This window comes from Acinetobacter seifertii, assembly GCF_016064815.1.
GTDB lineage: Bacteria > Pseudomonadota > Gammaproteobacteria > Pseudomonadales > Moraxellaceae > Acinetobacter > Acinetobacter seifertii.
Genome location: NZ_CP065820.1, coordinates 3,370,764 through 3,387,704 on the forward strand (window position 1 = coordinate 3,370,764; position 16,941 = coordinate 3,387,704).

Consider the following 16,941-nt stretch of genomic DNA (forward strand, 5'->3'; position numbering starts at 1 on the left):
TATAACGTTACTGCTTAAATGATTTAATAGATTGAATCATTTAATATCAAAAGTTGGGGCTAATAAAAAAGCCTCTTTGTCGAGGCTTGATTATAACTGAATATTTACGAACGGTAATCTGCATTAATCTTGACATAGTCGTAAGATAAATCGCATGTATAGACTGTGTCTTTGGCTTGTCCGCGACCTAAGTCAACACGAATGGTAATTTCGGTTTGTGCCATAACGCGCGCACCAGCTTCTTCGGTATAGTCCTCTGCTGCACCACCATCTTTACAGATTTGTACGTCGTCTAACCATACCTGAATTTTAGACACATCTAAGTCTTTCACTCCAGCATAGCCAATTGCCGCTAAAATACGTCCCCAGTTCGGGTCAGATGCGAAAAGTGCGGTTTTAACAAGTGGAGAATGCGCAATACTGTACGCAATGTCACAACACTCTTGAGTATTACCACCACCCTCTACAGCAACAGTAATGAACTTGGTCGCACCTTCGCCATCACGTATAATTAACTGTGCTAAACGGTTCATGACACGAGCAAGCACTTCTAATACTTTTGCGTAGCGCACATCGCTTTCCGATGTAATTTCAGTGCCACCAGCCTGACCAGTCGCCACAAAAATACAAGAGTCATTTGTTGAAGTATCACCATCAATGGTAATACGGTTAAATGAATGCTCAACCGTTGTCTTTAATAGCTTTTGGACTAAATCGCGGCTAATAGGCGCATCTGTAGCAACAAAGCTCAACATGGTTGCCATGTTTGGACGAATCATTCCAGCACCTTTACTAATACCAGTCATGGTATAAGTAATGCCATCAAGTTCAAATTGTTCAGATGCACCTTTAGGAACTGTATCTGTCGTCATAATGCCAGTTGCTGCATCATTCCAAGCAGCATCTTGTACGCTATTTAATGCAGGTTGAAGACCAGCAAGTAAACGTTCCATTGGAAGCTGTTCACCGATCACCCCTGTAGAAAACGGAAGTACTTCAAAACTGTTCACACCAGCAAGCTCAGCTAACTTCGCGCAAGTAGCTTGAGCATTTTTTAAGCCTGTAGGTCCAGTACCTGCATTGGCATTACCTGTATTAATTACTAAATAACGAGGATTGCCTTCGGCAAGATGAGCTTTAGAGACATGAACAGGTGCTGCACAGAAGGCGTTTTGAGTAAATACACCCGCAACATTTGAACCTTCTGCAAACTCAAAAATGACTAAATCTCGTCGGTTTTGGTAACGTACATATGCTTCTGTTGAGCCAATTTTTACACCTTTTACCACATGCATTTGTGGCATTGTTACGTCGCCGACAGCCATTTTTAGAACATCCAGAGTTTGTTATGAAAAGATCAATATTTCAGAAAATAGCGAGGTCATAAAACCCGCTTTATATGAAATATCAGTATTGACAGCTTATTAGAAAAGCCTGAAAAAATCGAGCGCTAAAAATAGCTTATTTTTGCTCTAATTTTAATAAAATATCTTTCTTATCAAGACCACCAGCAAAACCCACTAAAGCGCCACCCGCGCCAATGACTCGGTGACAAGGTGCAATAATCGAAATTGGGTTTTTACCATTGGCAGCCCCTACTGCTCGCACTGCTTTTTCATTTCCAATTTGAACAGCAATTTCTTTATAACTTCTTGTTTCGCCATAAGGAATGCTGAGTAATGCGGTCCACACCTGTTTTTGGAATGCTGTACCTTCAAAATCTAATGGCAATGTAAATTCACGGCGTTTGCCTTCAAAGTATTCTTTTAACTGTTGCTCAGTTTTTAATAAAACCGGATGCTCAGCTTGTTCGACCAGCTCTGCCAGTCGAACACGTTTTGGATTTTCATTGTCCCAAAGTACTGCCACCAAAGCATTTTCATTCGCAACTAGTTTTAATTGCCCAACAGGCGAATTGATATACTTATAAGACAGCAACATACTTTATCCTTTTAAGATGGAGACGAAATTTTCATTAGAACCAGTCCCGATACAATCAGTACAGCGGCAATCATTCTCATTGCACCAATAGGTTCATTGAGAAAAAATATACCCACTAAAAATGATCCAATTGCACCTATGCCTGTCCAAACCGTATAAGCAGTACCAAGGGGTAAAGTTTTCATTGATATTGAAAGCAGAACCACACTCAAAATCATAAAAACTACGGTAATAACACTAGGGGTTAAACGTGTAAAACCTTCAGACATTTTCATAGAATATGCCCAAATGATTTCAAATACACCTGCTAAAATTAAAATAGCCCAAGCCATAACATTCACTAATTTTTATAGTGTCAGGTCGTCCTGACATGATTACCCATTATGGGGGAGGTCGTTCCTCCTTATGTGAAGACTCAGTTTACTTTAAAATAAAAAATGAAGGCAAACCCGAACTCAAGCTTGCCTTTATCAGAAAATATTATTCATTTTTGAGTTGTAGAATTTTCCGAGCACCATTTAAAACAAACAAAACAATAATCAATCCAATAATTAAATCAGGATAACGAGAGCCAGTGATTGCAACTAATATTCCCGCAATAATGACACCTAGGTTTACGATGACATCATTGGCAGAGAATATATAACTCGCCTTCATATGTGCCCCACTCTCCTTATGATCTCTCATTAAATAAAGACAACTAACATTGGCTGCAAGCGCTAAACCACCAATTAAAATCATGAGAATTGAAACAGGTTCACTGCCGTATATAAAACGACGTAGTACATCAACTAACACAATCATGCCTAAGCCAAACTGAAACCATCCGGAAATATGTGCGGCCTTTAATTGAGCATTGAGGTTTTTACCTACCACAAATAAAGCAATTCCATAAATTGCCGCATCGGCAAACATATCGAGTGAGTCAGCAATTAATCCTGTTGATGACGCAATAATGCCCGCCATAAATTCGATGAAAAACATCACAGCATTAATGAGTAATAACCATTGTAAAACCTGTTTTTGTGCTGCATGGTTTGAAGAGCTAGCACGTACCTTTTTAGGCTTTTCAACGGGTTCATAGTGAGGCTGGGTTTGCTGTAACTCTGCCCCTAAACCTAGGCGTTGCAGGCTTTGGGTAATTTTTTCAGCTTCTTTACTGTGATATACCGCTAAATGACGAGTAGGTAAATCAAATTCAAGTTCTTGAATATGTTCAGCATAAGGTGCTAAAGCCATTCGCACCATTTGCTCTTCTGCTGCGCAATCCATGTGAGGAATATGGTAATAACTCACCCATTGGATTTTATTCACCATAGGTTCACTCGGCATAGAATAGTCCTGAGTTGCTACGCTTGAGCACCCACAGCTTGAGCAGCTTTTATTTACATTTATTTGATTCTCTTGTTTTTCTAAAGCCATCTTTGCACCATAACTGACACAAAAAACAATGCCATCAGTATAAACCAATGGCATGTCATTAAGCTTAATTTTTGTTCGGCAATTAAAACTTAAGTGTTAACCCAGCTCCATAATACCAACCATGTTCAGAGTCGGTTCCTGTTTGCCAAGCAGTTTGTTTAAAACCTTTTTCATAACTGTAACCGACATCAACAAATGGCATGACCTTTTTATTGATTTCATAACGGGTTTGAAAACCGGCTTGTAAACTCGACAGACCAGTTTTAATGGCATAGCGAGACTCATCCTGTAATACAACATCTGCTTTTAAGTAAGGTTTACCAATTAACTTTTGAGTAAAGAGTAAGTCTCTTTCAGTCTCTAAGCTTAACTTCCATAGCTGGTCTTCACCTGCATAAAGATAGGCATCGGTTTCAAAAAAGTAAGGCGCCATGCCATGTAAACCCACTACACCTGCCCAGCGATCTTGATTTCCAGCTTCTCTTTGTAAACGTTCGTAGTTTACCCCAGCCTGTACATCCCAATAATCGGCAACATTGCGGCTATAAAGTACTGAACCACCATAATTAGCATCTTCTGACTCGGCTTTTTCAACGTGGGCTTTGATGAATAATTTGTTTTCATCAGTCCCTACCCAGCTTTCTAATTCAGACGAAAAACGTCCTTCCCCTTCTTCATTTTGAGTCCAGCCAGTATCAATTTTTGTTGCTTGATAAACCTGTCCACCATGTTCACGTAAATGATCATGCGTTAAGGGTTCTTGTGCCAAAACAAGAACCGGTACACTAGAGAAAGCACCGCAACAGATCATTTGAGAAAATAACTTAGTGATGCGCATGACTAGCTCCTTTTTCATTTTCAGATTGAACAGGTGCTTGAGATGCATCTACTGCTCCATCATTCACTTGAGCCACAATCAACTTATTCATCATCCCTGCACTCATGTGATAAAGCAGATGGCAATGAATCGCCCATTCTCCTAAAGCATCGGCTGTCAATAACGCAGTAACTGTCTTTCCTGGTGGAACAATAACGGTATGTTTATTTGGTAAGTTTTCAACTTGTTGACCATTTTCCAGTTGCATAAACATGCCATGTAAATGCATTGGATGAGCCATCATGCTGTCATTTACAAACTTCAAGCGAATACGCTCGCCATATTTAACTTGTAACGGCTCAGCTTCGTTAAATTTCTTGCCATTAATGGTCCAGATATAACGCTCCATGTTGCCGCCTAAACGAATAACAAGCTCTCGTTCTGGCGCACGTGTGTCTGGCTGAGGTGTTAAAGATTGCAAATCACTATATTGCAGCGCTTTCATACCTGCTGGTGTTGAAGCATTTGCCCAGCTATAAACAGGCTCATTATTTTTAGTCTTATTCTCAGATTGCTCAGGCATCTCATGCTTCATATTCATCATCGCGTGGTCATGTTCGCTAGACGACATTGCCTGCATATCATGTTTCATTTGAGGCATCGCTGACATGTCATGCTTCATTTGCATCATAGAGTGATCATGTTCTTCAGATGACATATTTTTCATGTCATGGTTCATTTTCATCATTGTGTGATCATGATTAGTCTGCCCCTCTTCTTTTTTCATTTCAGGCATGGCCGACATATCATGCTTCATGTGCATCATAGAGTGATCATGTTCTTCAGATGACATATTTTTCATGTCATGGTTCATTTTCATCATTATGTGATCATGATTAGCCTGACTCATTTCTTTTTTTATCTCAGGCATAGCCGACATGTCATGTTGCATGTTCATTTGATGGCCAGCATGTTCATCACTTCCACTACCATGATTCATGCCCATATCGTCCATGGTTAACAAAGCACGCGGACGCGGCTGTGGTATTTGAATTGGTCCTACAGCTTGTGTATTTTCATTATGCAAAGTGCCGATAGCAAAACCGCTACGATCAATAGACTCTGCTTCAATCTGATAAGTTGGCTGTTTAGGTTCCACAATGACATCGTAGGTTTCGGCTGTGCCAATACGAAACTCATCAATTGCAACAGGTTTAACTGGCTGCCCATCTGCACTCACGACTGTCATTTTTAAATTTGGAATTCTGACATCAAAAAATGACATTGCCGATGCATTAATAAATCGTAATCGAACCTTATCGCCAGCTTTAAAATTAGCTGTCCAGTTTTGCACTGGTGTCTTGCCGTTAACTAAGAAGATATAACCCGTCACATCAGACATATCGGTTTTTAACATCCGCATCTGATTCCACATCGAACGATCTTGCCAAGTCGCTTTTAAGCCTTGTGCTTTAACTTGCTTCCAAACATCAGATACGGTTTCACGGCGGTTTTGATAATACTCAGCAGATTTCTTCAAATTCTTCATAATGCTATCGCTAGAAGAGTTATGAAAATCTGAAAGCATCACCACATAATCACGGTCAGTTTTTTCATGAGCAGCTACGGGTATTTTTCCTTTTGGATAAATCACGAGCGGGCCATATAAACCATCTTGCTCCTGGCCTTTACTATGGGCGTGATACCAATATGTGCCATTTTGTTTCACCTTAAAACGGTAAACAAAATCTCTGTTTGGCGCGATTCCTTTAAAACCATTGAAACCCGGTACACCATCCATTAACCCAGGTAGTAATAAGCCATGCCAGTGTAAAGAGGTATCTTGATTCTTTAATTGGTTATGAACATGAATAACAGCCTCATCTCCTTCCTCAAACTCAAGGAGTGGTGCTGTAAACTTGCCATTTACGGTAATTCGCTTGAGCGGCTGACCCGTAACATTGACCTGTTGTTCATTAATATTAAGGTGATATTCCTTAATTGCCGCGAGGGTCCATGGTGAAACCAATAGACCAAATACAGCGACGAGGCTGCTAATTGTTTTATGAGACATTGCTGTAATCCTTTGAACTAAAAAATAAGTAAGAAAGGATTAAGCTTTTGGAGGACGTAAGATTTCTTGCCAGTATCCGGCTAAATGTTGAGCCTGATAAATACTACTAAATTGAGATGAAATAGGAATAAATGATGTTTCAATATCTGGTACAGCTTGCTGTAAAGCCAGATTCACCATTTGGCAATGGACTGGGTTACAGTCTTGGCAGTGTTCACCATGTTGATGAGAAACTTTAACCATAGATTGATGACATATCGCCTGATCATCAGCTTGAACATGCATCGTGTGATGTGTCATTTGTTGACTATGGCATGGCATTGTATGAAGATCATGCTGCATAGGCATCTGAGCAACAGACACGCCACTCCACCCAATGACCAAAGTCATTAGGAACACAAACCAAGCATACTTGCGTAAGTGTTGCAGCGTCATCATTTATTGCCTTGAGCAATCCATTTACCTATGGGATATAAGCATAACCAACTTTTAAAACAGATACAATTTTACATTTTAATTGATTGTTTTTATGGTCATTAAGCAAACGGAGCTTGATGCTGAAGAATTAAATCAATCACTTCTAATACACCTTCTCGTTCATTACTTACCGTTGTATAAGGTGCTACTGCTTTTAAAGCTTCAATAGCATTTTCAACCGCAAACCCATAACCAACTGCTTTAATCATCTGAATATCATTATTGTTATCGCCAATCGCAACCACTTGATTAGCTTCAATCTGCCATTTTTGCAATAATAGCTTCAAACCATGTGCTTTATGTTGGTCCGGAAGTATCAAATCGATAAAACCAAAACCACTTGAAACAGGAACCAATATTTTATCTGCCACAAAACTTTGCTTCTGAAAATGTTCAAAAATTGCAAAACTTTCGTTTTCCTGAGCAGTAAAAGTAATTTTACACACCAGATCATCTAACGTATAAAAGTCATCGATAACTGTCAGCTTCTCAAAATATCGAGCGACTTTAGCGTAGTCCTCTGCATTCATACTCCTATGTACATAAGCGCTCTGTTTTCCACAGATCACCATAGTCGAGATATACACAGAGTCAATCGCTTTTAGAATCTTACCAAACTGTTCTTTGCTTAAATGGGCAAAAGCAATTTCTTGCCCTGCATCTACAACATGTGCCCCATTTTCTGCAATGAAAGCAATTTCATGATTAATTTCTGGAAAATAGGTCACAAGCTTTGCAAGTTGGTTACCGCTGGCCACTACAAAATGAATATTATTTTGTTTTAGTTGTTCATACTGTTTTAAAAAACGTGCTTTGTTGTACTGCTTCTTAGAATTAAGAAAAGTCCCATCCATATCTACCGCTAAAATTTTTACCGACATTAATTATCAAGATCTCTTACTAAAAACTTATTAAAGCAAATTTAGCTTTACTTTTCATGACACTTTTACAGTTTTCTATCTATTATGTTTTAAAAGCTTTACACAGCTCTATCTCGTTTTTTGCACAGGTTATTTTTTAGTAAAGCTCAATAAAAAATCAGGTAATAAAATATTCAATATGCGTAAAAAAAGAACGCCAAAACGTTCTTTTTTCATAGCTTTTGTCTAGAGAATAAACGGTTGATCTAATTTTGTTTATTTTACCAACATCTTATCCATACGGTTATCAACACAGTTATCCATACAGTTATAAACAAAGTTATCCACAAGCCAACTCTATAAGCTAACACTTGTCTTTAAGCGTCTACACTACCTACTTTAGCAAGCTCTGCACGCATTTGATCAATCACGACTTTATAATCTGGTTGACCAAAAATTGCTGAACCAGCAACAAACATATCTGCACCCGCTTCTGCAATTTCACGAATATTTGCTGGGCCCACACCACCATCTACTTCTAAACGGATATCTCGGCCACTTGCATCGATAATTTTGCGCGCTGCACGTAATTTTTCTAAAGTCATTGGAATGAACTTTTGTCCACCAAAGCCAGGGTTTACACTCATTATTAAAATTTGATCTACTTTATCAAGCACATAATCTAAATGGTGTAACGGCGTTGCTGGGTTAAAGACTAAACCTGCTTTAGCACCACCAGACTTAATCAGTTGTAATGAACGATCAATGTGGTCAGATGCTTCTGGATGAAACGTAATGATATCTGCACCAGCTTCTAGGAAATCACCAATAATACGGTCAACTGGAGACACCATTAAATGCACATCAATTGGAGCTTTAACACCATAGTTTTTTAGAGCCTTACATACACCAGCACCAAAAGTTAAGTTTGGAACGTAGTGATTATCCATCACGTCAAAATGCACTACATCTGCACCTGCAGCTAACACTTTGTCTACATCTTCGCCTAAACGAGCAAAATCGGCAGATAAAATAGAAGGAGCAATCAAATAAGGCTTGGACATAGGTGGATGACCTGGCTAGAAATTTAAGGAGAGGCTGAAAATTATAACAAAAAAGAACCTCCTTGACCCGCTCTTCCTTGCCTAAATCACAACATTTCAAGCTTGCAACGTAACGTTGCTATTATAGAATGCCAAGTGCCATACGAATTTGTTAAGGTACATTTAACCAATGTGAGGATTGATAATGAAAAGTACGACTCATCTATTAACAAATGATGGAAAACGCATTGCAAAACGTCTCGTTAACCATTGGAAACATAAGTTTGAAGTACAAGAAACTGAGCAAGACTTTAAAATCTTAATGCCTACAGCAACCATTACACTTGCACCTCAAACAGAGCTGTTAAATGTTGCTATTGATAGTCAGTTAGATGACCATGACCACTTAGAAAAAGTTGTCCTTGATCATCTAAACCGTATGGCTCAACAAGAATTTGAGGTGGAATGGCAACACTAATTAGCCAGCGACCTTTTCTAATTGGATCGCATGGAACTGTAAGTGCTCATCCATAAAGGTCTGGATAAAGTAATAACCATGATCATAGCCCGCATGTTGTCTTAAAGTTAAAGGCTGTCCTACTTTTAAACATGCTTGCTTAAATTTTTCAGGGTGAAGTTGTTCATAAAATTGATCATCTAATCCCTGATCAACCAAAATTTCGCTAAAAACTGCACCATTTTTTGAGACTAAAGCTGTGGCATCATGGTCCAACCAGCTCTCACGATCTGCGCCTAAATAATGGCTAAATGCTTTTTCGCCCCATGCACATTCGCTTGGTGCACAGATCGGTGCAAAAGCAGAAACTGACTTAAACTTTTCAGGATATTTAAAAGCCAAAGTTAGTGCGCCGTGGCCCCCCATAGAATGCCCAAAGATACCAACTTGTTGAGCATTTATTGGAAAACTTTTTAAAATGAGTGGATATAACTCATCAATTAAATAACTTTCCATCTGATAATGTTCAGACCAAGGTGCTTGTGTGGCATTAATATAAAAGCCCGCACCTTGTCCTATATCCCAATTGTCACCTACTGCGACTTGTTCGCCACGAGGTGAAGTATCAGGCGTAATCAATATCAGACCAAGATGGGCTGCCATATGCTGCGCATGTGCTTTAATGGCAAAGGTTTCCTCAGTACACGTTAACCCAGCGAGATAAAACAAAGTTGAACAGGCTTTCCCTTCCAAAGCTGCTGGTGGTAAATAAACACCAAACTTAGTAGAGCCTTTTAATAATTGAGAATCAAACTGGTAAATGCGCTGCTCACCCTCAAAGCAACGGTTTTTTTGCAGGAGTTGCATCGTTTTTAGCCTCTGTTTGTGTTTGAGCAATATTTACACTACCTGTACTTTGCTGTGGGAAAAGATATTTTTCCAACTGAGGTAGCATAAGTTCCATATTCTTACCAATCACCCATTGCGGTTCTGAAGGGTCTACTCCTTGAGCCACTTCCCATTTGGTCACGGTTTGCTTGGCAGCATTAAACGAATCTTTCATAGAAGACTGCTCTCGCATCGCCAAGTCAAAGAAAGCTCGTCCAAAATAGGTGTAATCAGCTTCGTTATTACAACCAAAAGAAGTTTTGTCTGCCGCAGATGCCGTAATAATTAAAGTATCTGGTGACTGCAAAGCGGGAATGAAACTTCCTGAATAACAAGCAGAAATGACAATCACGCGCCAACGAATACCAGCTTTATCGAGCGTTTCACGTAACCATTTCGGATCGACCTGTCCCAAATCTAGAGGAGCATTTTCAATTTCAAAATGGTTTTGCTCACCATGCGATGTCATATATAAAAATAGTACATCACTATCGCGGTTCATTTGTTGGCCCATACGGCGTAGAGCCAACTCTATACTGGTTTTAGATGCAATCGGGATTTCGGTTCGGGTATCTGGGTTATTGACCAGCATCATTGAACGCCCAACTGTACCAAAACGCGTATCGAATTGTTCTTTAATACGAACCACTTCCGATTTAAAAACGTCTTGGTAACTATCGCCCGCAACACCCAAGAAATACCAATGACTTTTGGCTATCTCACCATATTGGACTTGCTCTAAAGCATCATGAAGTAACTTACTTTGTGCATAAAAAGCATCTTCGGCAAACGTAGGTGGAGAGTCTTCTACTTTCCAAATAGGCTGATCTTTTACAGAAAGCTGCCAGACGACCATGGTAGCAATAGTTGCAACCATAACCAATGCCCGCTCCCACCAAGGCCATTTCAACTCACGTGAGAAAACCCAAATGACAGCTAAACTTTGCCACACAAAAAGTGCCACAAATAGGCTTGGTAGAATACCGTTATAAATGGCATCGGGAATAAAGTTTAGATAACCGTTAGAACCCAAATATTGAATTAAACATTGAATTAATAAAATATTGGTATCTAAAACCAGCCAGAGCAAAGCTGGAACCAACATCAAACGCGGCTGATTAATACGCTGTGATAGAAAAATACCAACAATAAGCGCGATAAAAGGCCAAAGTGCGTACCCAATTAAACCTTGCGAGTTGAAATCACCCGTTTGACCAGCAACAAGCCAGCTATAAAGCGAGTTGGTACATCCACCTAATATTCCCCAAACAATAAGCTGAAGAATAGAGGGATGTACGATCTGTAAGGAACGTCTTGACCCCAAAAATAACCACATTCCGGCAAGCTGGTTACTTTTAAAATCATGCCAAAAGTTAATGGAAGGTTTGAGATCAATCATAAAAAGGTTTCAAAAATTTCGTTTTTGTCAGGCACCATAAGTGTATGCCTGCTAAGAATTTTAGCAATCATGCTTTTGAACTATATCACATATATTTGTGCATTATTCAAGCAATAAAACTTAACCTTACATAAGCTTACTGAAAGTAAGCATCAAAACGACAAGCATCTCCCTGCCACTGATGGGCTGGCTCTTGATTTGCTAAAAAAATCGCATGTCGTGGTCGTTTCACAATCACACGCTTGGCAACTTTCTTGGCTAACTCAAGCAAATTATCACCTAAATCCATTTCACCATCTTCTGGTAAAAGTAAATGCAAAAGCTGCATCTGCTTTTTGACTTGGGCTTGTTTTTTAATCGCTTGTTGGTTCTGGTCACGCTGTGGAAACATCGGGTCTAAATAAACCACATCAACTGTTTTTTCTTCTTGGTCTAATTGCTGTAAATAGCTTGCAGAGTCAGAAAACACCAGTTCAATACGTTCCATAAATTGATTTAAAAATGGATCACACTGTGCTTGAGCTTTTGAATCTTCAAGTAAAGTAAATAAAATCGGATGACGTTCAACAAGCTGAATTTGAGCACCTAAATACGCCATGAGTAAGCTGTCGTGGCCTAACCCCGCTGTTGCGTCTACAAGTATTGGTTTTTCACCCAGCTGACAAGCTCGAGCAATCATCTCAGATTTAAGACTGGCACGTTTTAAACGCGGAATTTCCGCTTTCCAGTCAGGCTGCATTTTCATACCATTTGCAGACAACCAAAGCCCATTTTCATGTACACAAAGTGCTAAGTCAGGGTTTAAACGTAAGAAACGAGCATTGAGTTTTTCAATGGGTTGTAAGTCAGTAGTCACACCCCTAGAACAAAGCACAGCTTGGTAGTGCTGTGCTTGCTCCTGAAAATCCACTTCAAAATATATATGCATGAGTACTGCCTTTACTTTGCTTTACCCTGATCTGCTATTTTTTTCCACGCATCATCACGCAAGTAAACCGGTAAAGCATGTTCTGCATCAACCCACTGTTTTTGAGTAGCATAGACACGTGCAATCGAAGCAATGTCTTGTGCAGTAGCTGTGATAGTTTGATGCTCTGCATCGGCTTGAAGAAGCTTAGCACCTGAACCAATTAAGCAATGCTTTGCATAAGCAGCGGCTTGCTCGTAGTTCATTAATTTTTCTTCATCAATGCACTGCATGATACCTTGTTCGTTTAGAACAAAACTTGCAATGTAAACTTCATTCATACGGGCATCGAGTACCGCAGTCACCTGCTCTAAACCTTCAAGTCGGTAAGCCGCTTGCGCGAGAGCTTGCAAGGTAGAAACTGGAACCACAGGTAGATCTTGTGACCAAGCTAAAGCCTGAGTAACGGCAGCATTAATTCGAACACCGCTAAAAGAACCTGGCCCACGGCTAAAGGCAATTGCATCTAAACCAGCAATTTCTAGTCCAGTTTGCTGTAAGCCCTGCTCAATCATTGGCAAAATGGTCTGGGTTTGTGCTTTCGCTCGCGTATCGAGTTGGAAAAATAGTTCTTGGGTTTCATCAATTAATGAAATGGAACATTGCTCATTTGCAGTTTCCAACGCCAGCAGTTTCATGCACAACCTTAGTATTCAATCAGATTAAAAACGGAAGTAATGATACCCCACTCGGCCCTGATAGGCGAGTTGTTCCTGTCTAAATAAAAACGCCAAGCGAGTGCTCGGCATTGAAAATATCTTACTGAAAATTTAAAAGTGAAATTCTTTTAAATCTGTATAGCTTTTAAAGTGTTCAGCATAATGTAGGGCACTCAAGCGTATTTTTGCAGCGCCTTCTTCATCTAGAGTTTTGACAATTTTACCAGGCGAACCCATCACCACTGAATTATCTGGAATCACCTTCCCTTCAGGAATTAAAGCATTAGCACCAATAATACAGTTTTTACCAATTACAGCTCGATTTAAAATGACAGCGTTCATGCCAATCAGGCTATTATCACCAATCGTACAACCATGCAGCATGACTTTATGTCCGACCGTGACATATTCACCAATGTTCAACTCAAGGCCTGCATCGGTATGTAATACCGAGTTTTCTTGAATATTAGAAAAATTACCAATCCGAACAACACAGTTATCAGCACGTACTACCGCACCAAACCAAATACTGACCTGACGGCCTAATTCTACTTGTCCAATGAGCGTTGCCGTTGGAGCAATCCAGCCATCCCATGGTTCATGTAATGCTTTTGGGTGCTGTCCTTGATAGCTATACATCATAATTTATCAATCCTGATCTTTATTTTTTATGAGAAAATTTTGGCATTCCAAACGTTGGCGAGTTGAGTAAAAATGGCCATTCCTTTTGATAACCTAATCCATATTTAAATAGAGCCACCAACATACGCGCAGTTAAACCCCAGATAATTTCATTATCAATCTGCAAGCTTGGAAAATACAAAGACTGATGAGCATATCGAACTTCATAGGGCGTCGGACGCGTCTCTATAAGTTGTTGTAAGGGCACAAAGAAAATTCGATCAATTTCCGTAGGCTGAGGTATTAAGTGAACGTGTGGTGGAATAAGCCCAACAATTGGCTTTACAGACAAACCACTTCTTGCGCGCTGCATTGGCAAATCACCTAACAGCTGTACATCAAAAGGGTTTAAAGCTGTCTCTTCTTGAGCTTCTCTTAGCGCTACAACAATATTACTGGTATCACTGGGATCACGTTTTCCACCCGGAAAAGAAACCTCCCCCGCATGGTTGTTCATATGTATTGAACGGCGTGTGAGTAGTACCTTGGGATCATTTTCATTTGTAATCGCAATCAGTACTGCTGCTTGTGCTTCTTGTATGCGGGTGGAAAAGCGCAATCTTTGCTGTAACTTTTGTGTTAGCAAGTGCTCTTCCATACCTTTCACCTATTATTCTGTCTCTCTTTTCATCATATCTCAAAATAAAACTTAGGGAATAGAGTTGATGCGTAAGTCTAAAAATTCAGTTATGCTGAGTCATCTCTATACTCGATGATAATTATGAGTTTCTGTGTAGCGTGTGGGCATAAAACCGAACAAAAAATTCCTTTAGGTGATCATAAAGTACGCCGTGTTTGTACTCATTGTGGCAATATTCACTATGAAAACCCCAAAGTAATCTGCGGTGCCTTAGCGTTATGGGAAGACAAAGTACTCCTCTGTCGTCGAGCTATTGAACCTCGTTATGGTTTATGGACGCTTCCTGCTGGTTATATGGAATTGTTTGAAACCATGGAGCAAGGCGCAGCACGTGAAACCCGCGAGGAAGCAGAAGCTGAGATTGAAATAGAACAACTCTATTGTATGTACAACATTCCTCGTATCGGTCAAATTTACGTACTTTTCAAAGCCCAGTTAAAAGATGGAATTTTTGGTGCAGGTGAAGAAAGTATAGAAAGTCGCCTGTTTGAAGAACATGAAATTCCATGGGGAGAGCTAGCTTTCCCGAGTGTCGAACACACACTCAAACATTATTTTGAAGATCGTAAAAAACAAGTTTTTCCAACCCATTTAGAAACGTTAGGAACTCGTTTAGACCATACAGGTTAATAAATTAGATAATAAAAAAAGACCACTTTTGCGGTCTTTTTTTCGGGCTCTTATTTTGTCTTAATTTGATAACAATCAGCCGTCCGAATTGTTATCGTCCCACTCATTCTCTGAGCTAAAGCTTTATCATCTTCTGTAGGAGCAGGGCTCACATCCTTAATATTATTATAGACTCGTTGATAGAAGGCATATGGGTTTAACCATGAGACTGTCTTGTTATCATAAGTTGTAAGGTTAATGCCATTTACCTGCCCTTGTAATAAGTTAGCAACGTTAATTTTTGCCCCACTTACAATTAAGGTTTGACTACCAGTTGCAGTAGTACCTTGAACAACGTTCGAGTTTAACCCAGCCAAAATACCATTTAGATTGCCTAGCTTAGGTTCAGCAAAAATCATTTTTACTGTAATTGATTTATCATTTGAAGCAGACTCAGTACCACCTGTTGTTCCTATGCGGTACTGTTGAACGCCATTGTTATCAATTAAAGTATTATCTGAAACCACACCGCACTGACCAGACATATCCGTTGCTGTTGCATTAGGTTTAATATCAGTACGAATATCACCATTTTCATCAATCACAATACCTAAATCGATTGGTGAAATTCCAGCGGTATCAAATTTAATATTTAAAGTACCATATAACGGGAAAATATAAGTTTGCCCAGCGCTCACATTTTTAGAAGTTCTAAAGATATCTTTTGCAAGATAACTTGCTGGAGTCACTTTATAGATATCTAGAGAACCATTATAGTTTTGATTCCCAATACTTTGACGCCAAAGCGCATACTGTTGAGGATTTGGTGTTTTACTATTTGTCGCGCCTAAATACAAACTTTCACGACCGGCAATAAATGAATCATTTAATAATTTACCTTGATAAATCAGTAAATCTTCACTGCTATTAGCTGAAGCTTTTAAATGGAATGGTTGTGTTGACTTAATCTCAGCTTGTAATGGATCAAGCCATGTGGTTTGAGCATTTGCTGTAAGTTGAGCTGGCTTAGATTTAGTTAATACTTCCATTACAGCCGTAACTGTTGAATTATTTGTAGTCGTGCTCGTACCTTTCCACTGTAAGCCATAACCAAATGTATAGCCTTGACGATCTGAAAGTAAGAATAAATTACCTATAACATGCTGCGTATTAGCAGCATTTTTTGGACAATCGGCTAAATTAGCTAAATTACATCCATAAAAATTTTCTGAAATTAAGTTTGGTTGAGCTAAGGTCAAGTAATCCGACTGATATAAACCAACTAAACTTAAATGAGCCAATTGCGTTACTAGAGCAAAAGCTTGATTATTATCAATCTGACTAACATCTAACCAAGGTTTCAAAATACTGGCGTATGCTCCACTTTTCCATTCAGTAGCAGTAATATTTTGAAGTACAACATTTAATGTGTTTTTCTTATCTTCTGTAACTTGAGTTGGCTGTATATCCCCAATTACATTATCACCACGTTCTAAACCAACGCTTTGAAAAAGTTTAACCAAAGCCATGGCTACACCGATGGTTGGATCATCTTGACTTAATGAAACTGGTGCAACACCCGTTAAAGCTGTTGCCATATCCATAATTTTCAAACGTGGTGGAACAACTACCTTAATTTTTGAAATGTTATCTAAGCTGACAGAACCCAAGTCAATTTTAGTTTTTGTTTGAGTACCTTGTAAAAAGAAGTTTGCTGTATCACCAAGTTTACATGTACCCACAACACTATTGCCTGATGCTTTAGTGACAAAACTCTGATTTGCAACACTACTACAAGTAAAATTAAGGCCAGCAACCGGATAATCGAGTGAAAACTGTAAGCAGTCACTATTTGATGCATCACAACTTCCATTTGCATTTGAACTACCAGACCCACTTGTAGGATCTTCATTAATTGTTGAACTACCGCCACCACACCCATTCAACATGATTGCTAATGTGGTTAATGCAAAAGGCCATAATATTTTTTTATTCATTAGATACTCT

General features: G+C 39.2%; 18 protein-coding genes. 2 read left to right on the top strand and 16 right to left on the bottom strand.

Annotated elements, in window-relative coordinates:
- Nucleotides 1–104: 104 nt before the first annotated feature.
- The 9 genes from argJ to rpe all read right to left on the bottom strand — a co-directional run bounded on the left by argJ (nt 105) and on the right by rpe (nt 8,655).
- Nucleotides 105–1,325 (bottom strand): bifunctional glutamate N-acetyltransferase/amino-acid acetyltransferase ArgJ, encoded by a 1,221-nt coding sequence (argJ, locus tag I8T81_RS15540; RefSeq protein WP_006581506.1) that lies wholly within the window; start codon nt 1,323–1,325, stop codon nt 105–107.
- Between the two features lie 136 nt (nt 1,326–1,461).
- Nucleotides 1,462–1,941, bottom strand: a complete 480-nt coding sequence (locus I8T81_RS15545; RefSeq protein ID WP_002050401.1) for a methylated-DNA--[protein]-cysteine S-methyltransferase — start codon at nt 1,939–1,941, stop codon at nt 1,462–1,464.
- Nucleotides 1,942–1,952: 11 nt separating this feature from the next.
- On the bottom strand, nt 1,953–2,273 hold the full coding sequence (locus I8T81_RS15550; protein ID WP_002050323.1) for a DMT family transporter: 321 nt from the start codon (nt 2,271–2,273) through the stop codon (nt 1,953–1,955).
- A gap of 148 nt (nt 2,274–2,421) precedes the next feature.
- Entirely contained in the window at nt 2,422–3,417 is a 996-nt protein-coding gene (locus I8T81_RS15555) for a cation transporter (protein ID WP_191012649.1), read from the bottom strand.
- A gap of 28 nt (nt 3,418–3,445) precedes the next feature.
- Complete coding sequence (locus tag I8T81_RS15560) at nt 3,446–4,201, bottom strand: copper resistance protein B (RefSeq protein ID WP_198071606.1); 756 nt, start codon at nt 4,199–4,201, stop codon at nt 3,446–3,448.
- Nucleotides 4,188–6,254 (bottom strand): multicopper oxidase domain-containing protein, encoded by a 2,067-nt coding sequence (locus I8T81_RS15565; RefSeq protein WP_198071607.1) that lies wholly within the window; start codon nt 6,252–6,254, stop codon nt 4,188–4,190. Before I8T81_RS15565 ends, I8T81_RS15560 begins: the two co-directional genes overlap by 14 nt.
- Nucleotides 6,255–6,293: 39 nt before the next feature.
- Complete coding sequence (locus I8T81_RS15570; protein WP_025469204.1) at nt 6,294–6,689, bottom strand: hypothetical protein; 396 nt, start codon at nt 6,687–6,689, stop codon at nt 6,294–6,296.
- 101 nt (nt 6,690–6,790) lie between these two features.
- Entirely contained in the window at nt 6,791–7,612 is an 822-nt protein-coding gene (locus tag I8T81_RS15575) for a Cof-type HAD-IIB family hydrolase (protein ID WP_198071608.1), read from the bottom strand.
- A gap of 356 nt (nt 7,613–7,968) precedes the next feature.
- Nucleotides 7,969–8,655 carry a ribulose-phosphate 3-epimerase gene (rpe, locus tag I8T81_RS15580; RefSeq protein ID WP_049066847.1) on the bottom strand — a complete coding sequence of 229 codons (687 nt, stop codon included), beginning with the start codon at nt 8,653–8,655 and terminating at the stop codon, nt 7,969–7,971.
- Nucleotides 8,656–8,839: 184 nt separating this feature from the next.
- On the opposite strand from rpe, the gene I8T81_RS15585 reads away from it, so the two are divergent.
- Nucleotides 8,840–9,112, top strand: coding sequence for a DUF2218 domain-containing protein (locus I8T81_RS15585; RefSeq protein WP_019456696.1), 273 nt, complete (start codon nt 8,840–8,842; stop codon nt 9,110–9,112).
- Here the strand turns inward: I8T81_RS15585 and fghA are convergent, their stop codons facing one another.
- The 6 genes from fghA to I8T81_RS15615 all read right to left on the bottom strand — a co-directional run bounded on the left by fghA (nt 9,113) and on the right by I8T81_RS15615 (nt 14,292).
- Complete coding sequence (fghA, locus tag I8T81_RS15590; RefSeq protein WP_198071609.1) at nt 9,113–9,958, bottom strand: S-formylglutathione hydrolase; 846 nt, start codon at nt 9,956–9,958, stop codon at nt 9,113–9,115.
- On the bottom strand, nt 9,927–11,378 hold the full coding sequence (locus I8T81_RS15595) for a C13 family peptidase (protein WP_004703777.1): 1,452 nt from the start codon (nt 11,376–11,378) through the stop codon (nt 9,927–9,929). The genes fghA and I8T81_RS15595 overlap by 32 nt, the downstream gene beginning before the upstream one ends.
- Before the next feature lie 136 nt (nt 11,379–11,514).
- On the bottom strand, nt 11,515–12,306 hold the full coding sequence (locus tag I8T81_RS15600) for a class I SAM-dependent methyltransferase (RefSeq protein ID WP_198071610.1): 792 nt from the start codon (nt 12,304–12,306) through the stop codon (nt 11,515–11,517).
- Between the two features lie 11 nt (nt 12,307–12,317).
- On the bottom strand, nt 12,318–12,983 hold the full coding sequence (gene tsaB, locus I8T81_RS15605; RefSeq protein WP_198071611.1) for a tRNA (adenosine(37)-N6)-threonylcarbamoyltransferase complex dimerization subunit type 1 TsaB: 666 nt from the start codon (nt 12,981–12,983) through the stop codon (nt 12,318–12,320).
- Between the two features lie 132 nt (nt 12,984–13,115).
- The gene (locus I8T81_RS15610) at nt 13,116–13,643 is read right to left on the bottom strand and encodes a gamma carbonic anhydrase family protein (RefSeq protein WP_086249623.1); all 528 of its coding nucleotides are present in this window, start codon (nt 13,641–13,643) and stop codon (nt 13,116–13,118) included.
- Between the two features lie 22 nt (nt 13,644–13,665).
- The gene (locus I8T81_RS15615) at nt 13,666–14,292 is read right to left on the bottom strand and encodes a CoA pyrophosphatase (protein WP_171297276.1); all 627 of its coding nucleotides are present in this window, start codon (nt 14,290–14,292) and stop codon (nt 13,666–13,668) included.
- 114 nt (nt 14,293–14,406) lie between these two features.
- Here I8T81_RS15615 and I8T81_RS15620 point away from each other — a divergent pair, with 114 nt between their 5' ends.
- On the top strand, nt 14,407–14,955 hold the full coding sequence (locus I8T81_RS15620) for an NUDIX hydrolase (protein ID WP_044102885.1): 549 nt from the start codon (nt 14,407–14,409) through the stop codon (nt 14,953–14,955).
- A gap of 50 nt (nt 14,956–15,005) precedes the next feature.
- Here the strand turns inward: I8T81_RS15620 and filF are convergent, their stop codons facing one another.
- Nucleotides 15,006–16,931 carry a putative pilus system protein FilF gene (gene filF / locus I8T81_RS15625; RefSeq protein WP_198071612.1) on the bottom strand — a complete coding sequence of 642 codons (1,926 nt, stop codon included), beginning with the start codon at nt 16,929–16,931 and terminating at the stop codon, nt 15,006–15,008.
- Nucleotides 16,932–16,941 lie beyond the last annotated feature (10 nt).

Bases quoted from the DNA above. Each gene is read 5' to 3' on its own strand.
- fghA (WP_198071609.1), bottom strand. From the start codon at position 9,958: ATGCAACTCCTGCAAAAAAACCGTTGCTTTGAGGGTGAGCAGCGCATT.
- I8T81_RS15610 (WP_086249623.1), bottom strand. From the start codon at position 13,643: ATGTATAGCTATCAAGGACAGCACCCAAAAGCATTACATGAACCATGG.
- I8T81_RS15570 (WP_025469204.1), bottom strand. From the start codon at position 6,689: ATGACGCTGCAACACTTACGCAAGTATGCTTGGTTTGTGTTCCTAATG.
- I8T81_RS15585 (WP_019456696.1), top strand. From the start codon at position 8,840: ATGAAAAGTACGACTCATCTATTAACAAATGATGGAAAACGCATTGCA.
- I8T81_RS15560 (WP_198071606.1), bottom strand. From the start codon at position 4,201: ATGCGCATCACTAAGTTATTTTCTCAAATGATCTGTTGCGGTGCTTTC.
- I8T81_RS15600 (WP_198071610.1), bottom strand. From the start codon at position 12,306: ATGCATATATATTTTGAAGTGGATTTTCAGGAGCAAGCACAGCACTAC.
- I8T81_RS15545 (WP_002050401.1), bottom strand. From the start codon at position 1,941: ATGTTGCTGTCTTATAAGTATATCAATTCGCCTGTTGGGCAATTAAAA.
- I8T81_RS15550 (WP_002050323.1), bottom strand. From the start codon at position 2,273: ATGGCTTGGGCTATTTTAATTTTAGCAGGTGTATTTGAAATCATTTGG.
- I8T81_RS15565 (WP_198071607.1), bottom strand. From the start codon at position 6,254: ATGTCTCATAAAACAATTAGCAGCCTCGTCGCTGTATTTGGTCTATTG.
- I8T81_RS15595 (WP_004703777.1), bottom strand. From the start codon at position 11,378: ATGATTGATCTCAAACCTTCCATTAACTTTTGGCATGATTTTAAAAGT.
- I8T81_RS15620 (WP_044102885.1), top strand. From the start codon at position 14,407: ATGAGTTTCTGTGTAGCGTGTGGGCATAAAACCGAACAAAAAATTCCT.
- I8T81_RS15555 (WP_191012649.1), bottom strand. From the start codon at position 3,417: ATGCCATTGGTTTATACTGATGGCATTGTTTTTTGTGTCAGTTATGGT.
- argJ (WP_006581506.1), bottom strand. From the start codon at position 1,325: ATGGCTGTCGGCGACGTAACAATGCCACAAATGCATGTGGTAAAAGGT.
- rpe (WP_049066847.1), bottom strand. From the start codon at position 8,655: ATGTCCAAGCCTTATTTGATTGCTCCTTCTATTTTATCTGCCGATTTT.
- filF (WP_198071612.1), bottom strand. From the start codon at position 16,931: ATGAATAAAAAAATATTATGGCCTTTTGCATTAACCACATTAGCAATC.
- tsaB (WP_198071611.1), bottom strand. From the start codon at position 12,983: ATGAAACTGCTGGCGTTGGAAACTGCAAATGAGCAATGTTCCATTTCA.
- I8T81_RS15575 (WP_198071608.1), bottom strand. From the start codon at position 7,612: ATGTCGGTAAAAATTTTAGCGGTAGATATGGATGGGACTTTTCTTAAT.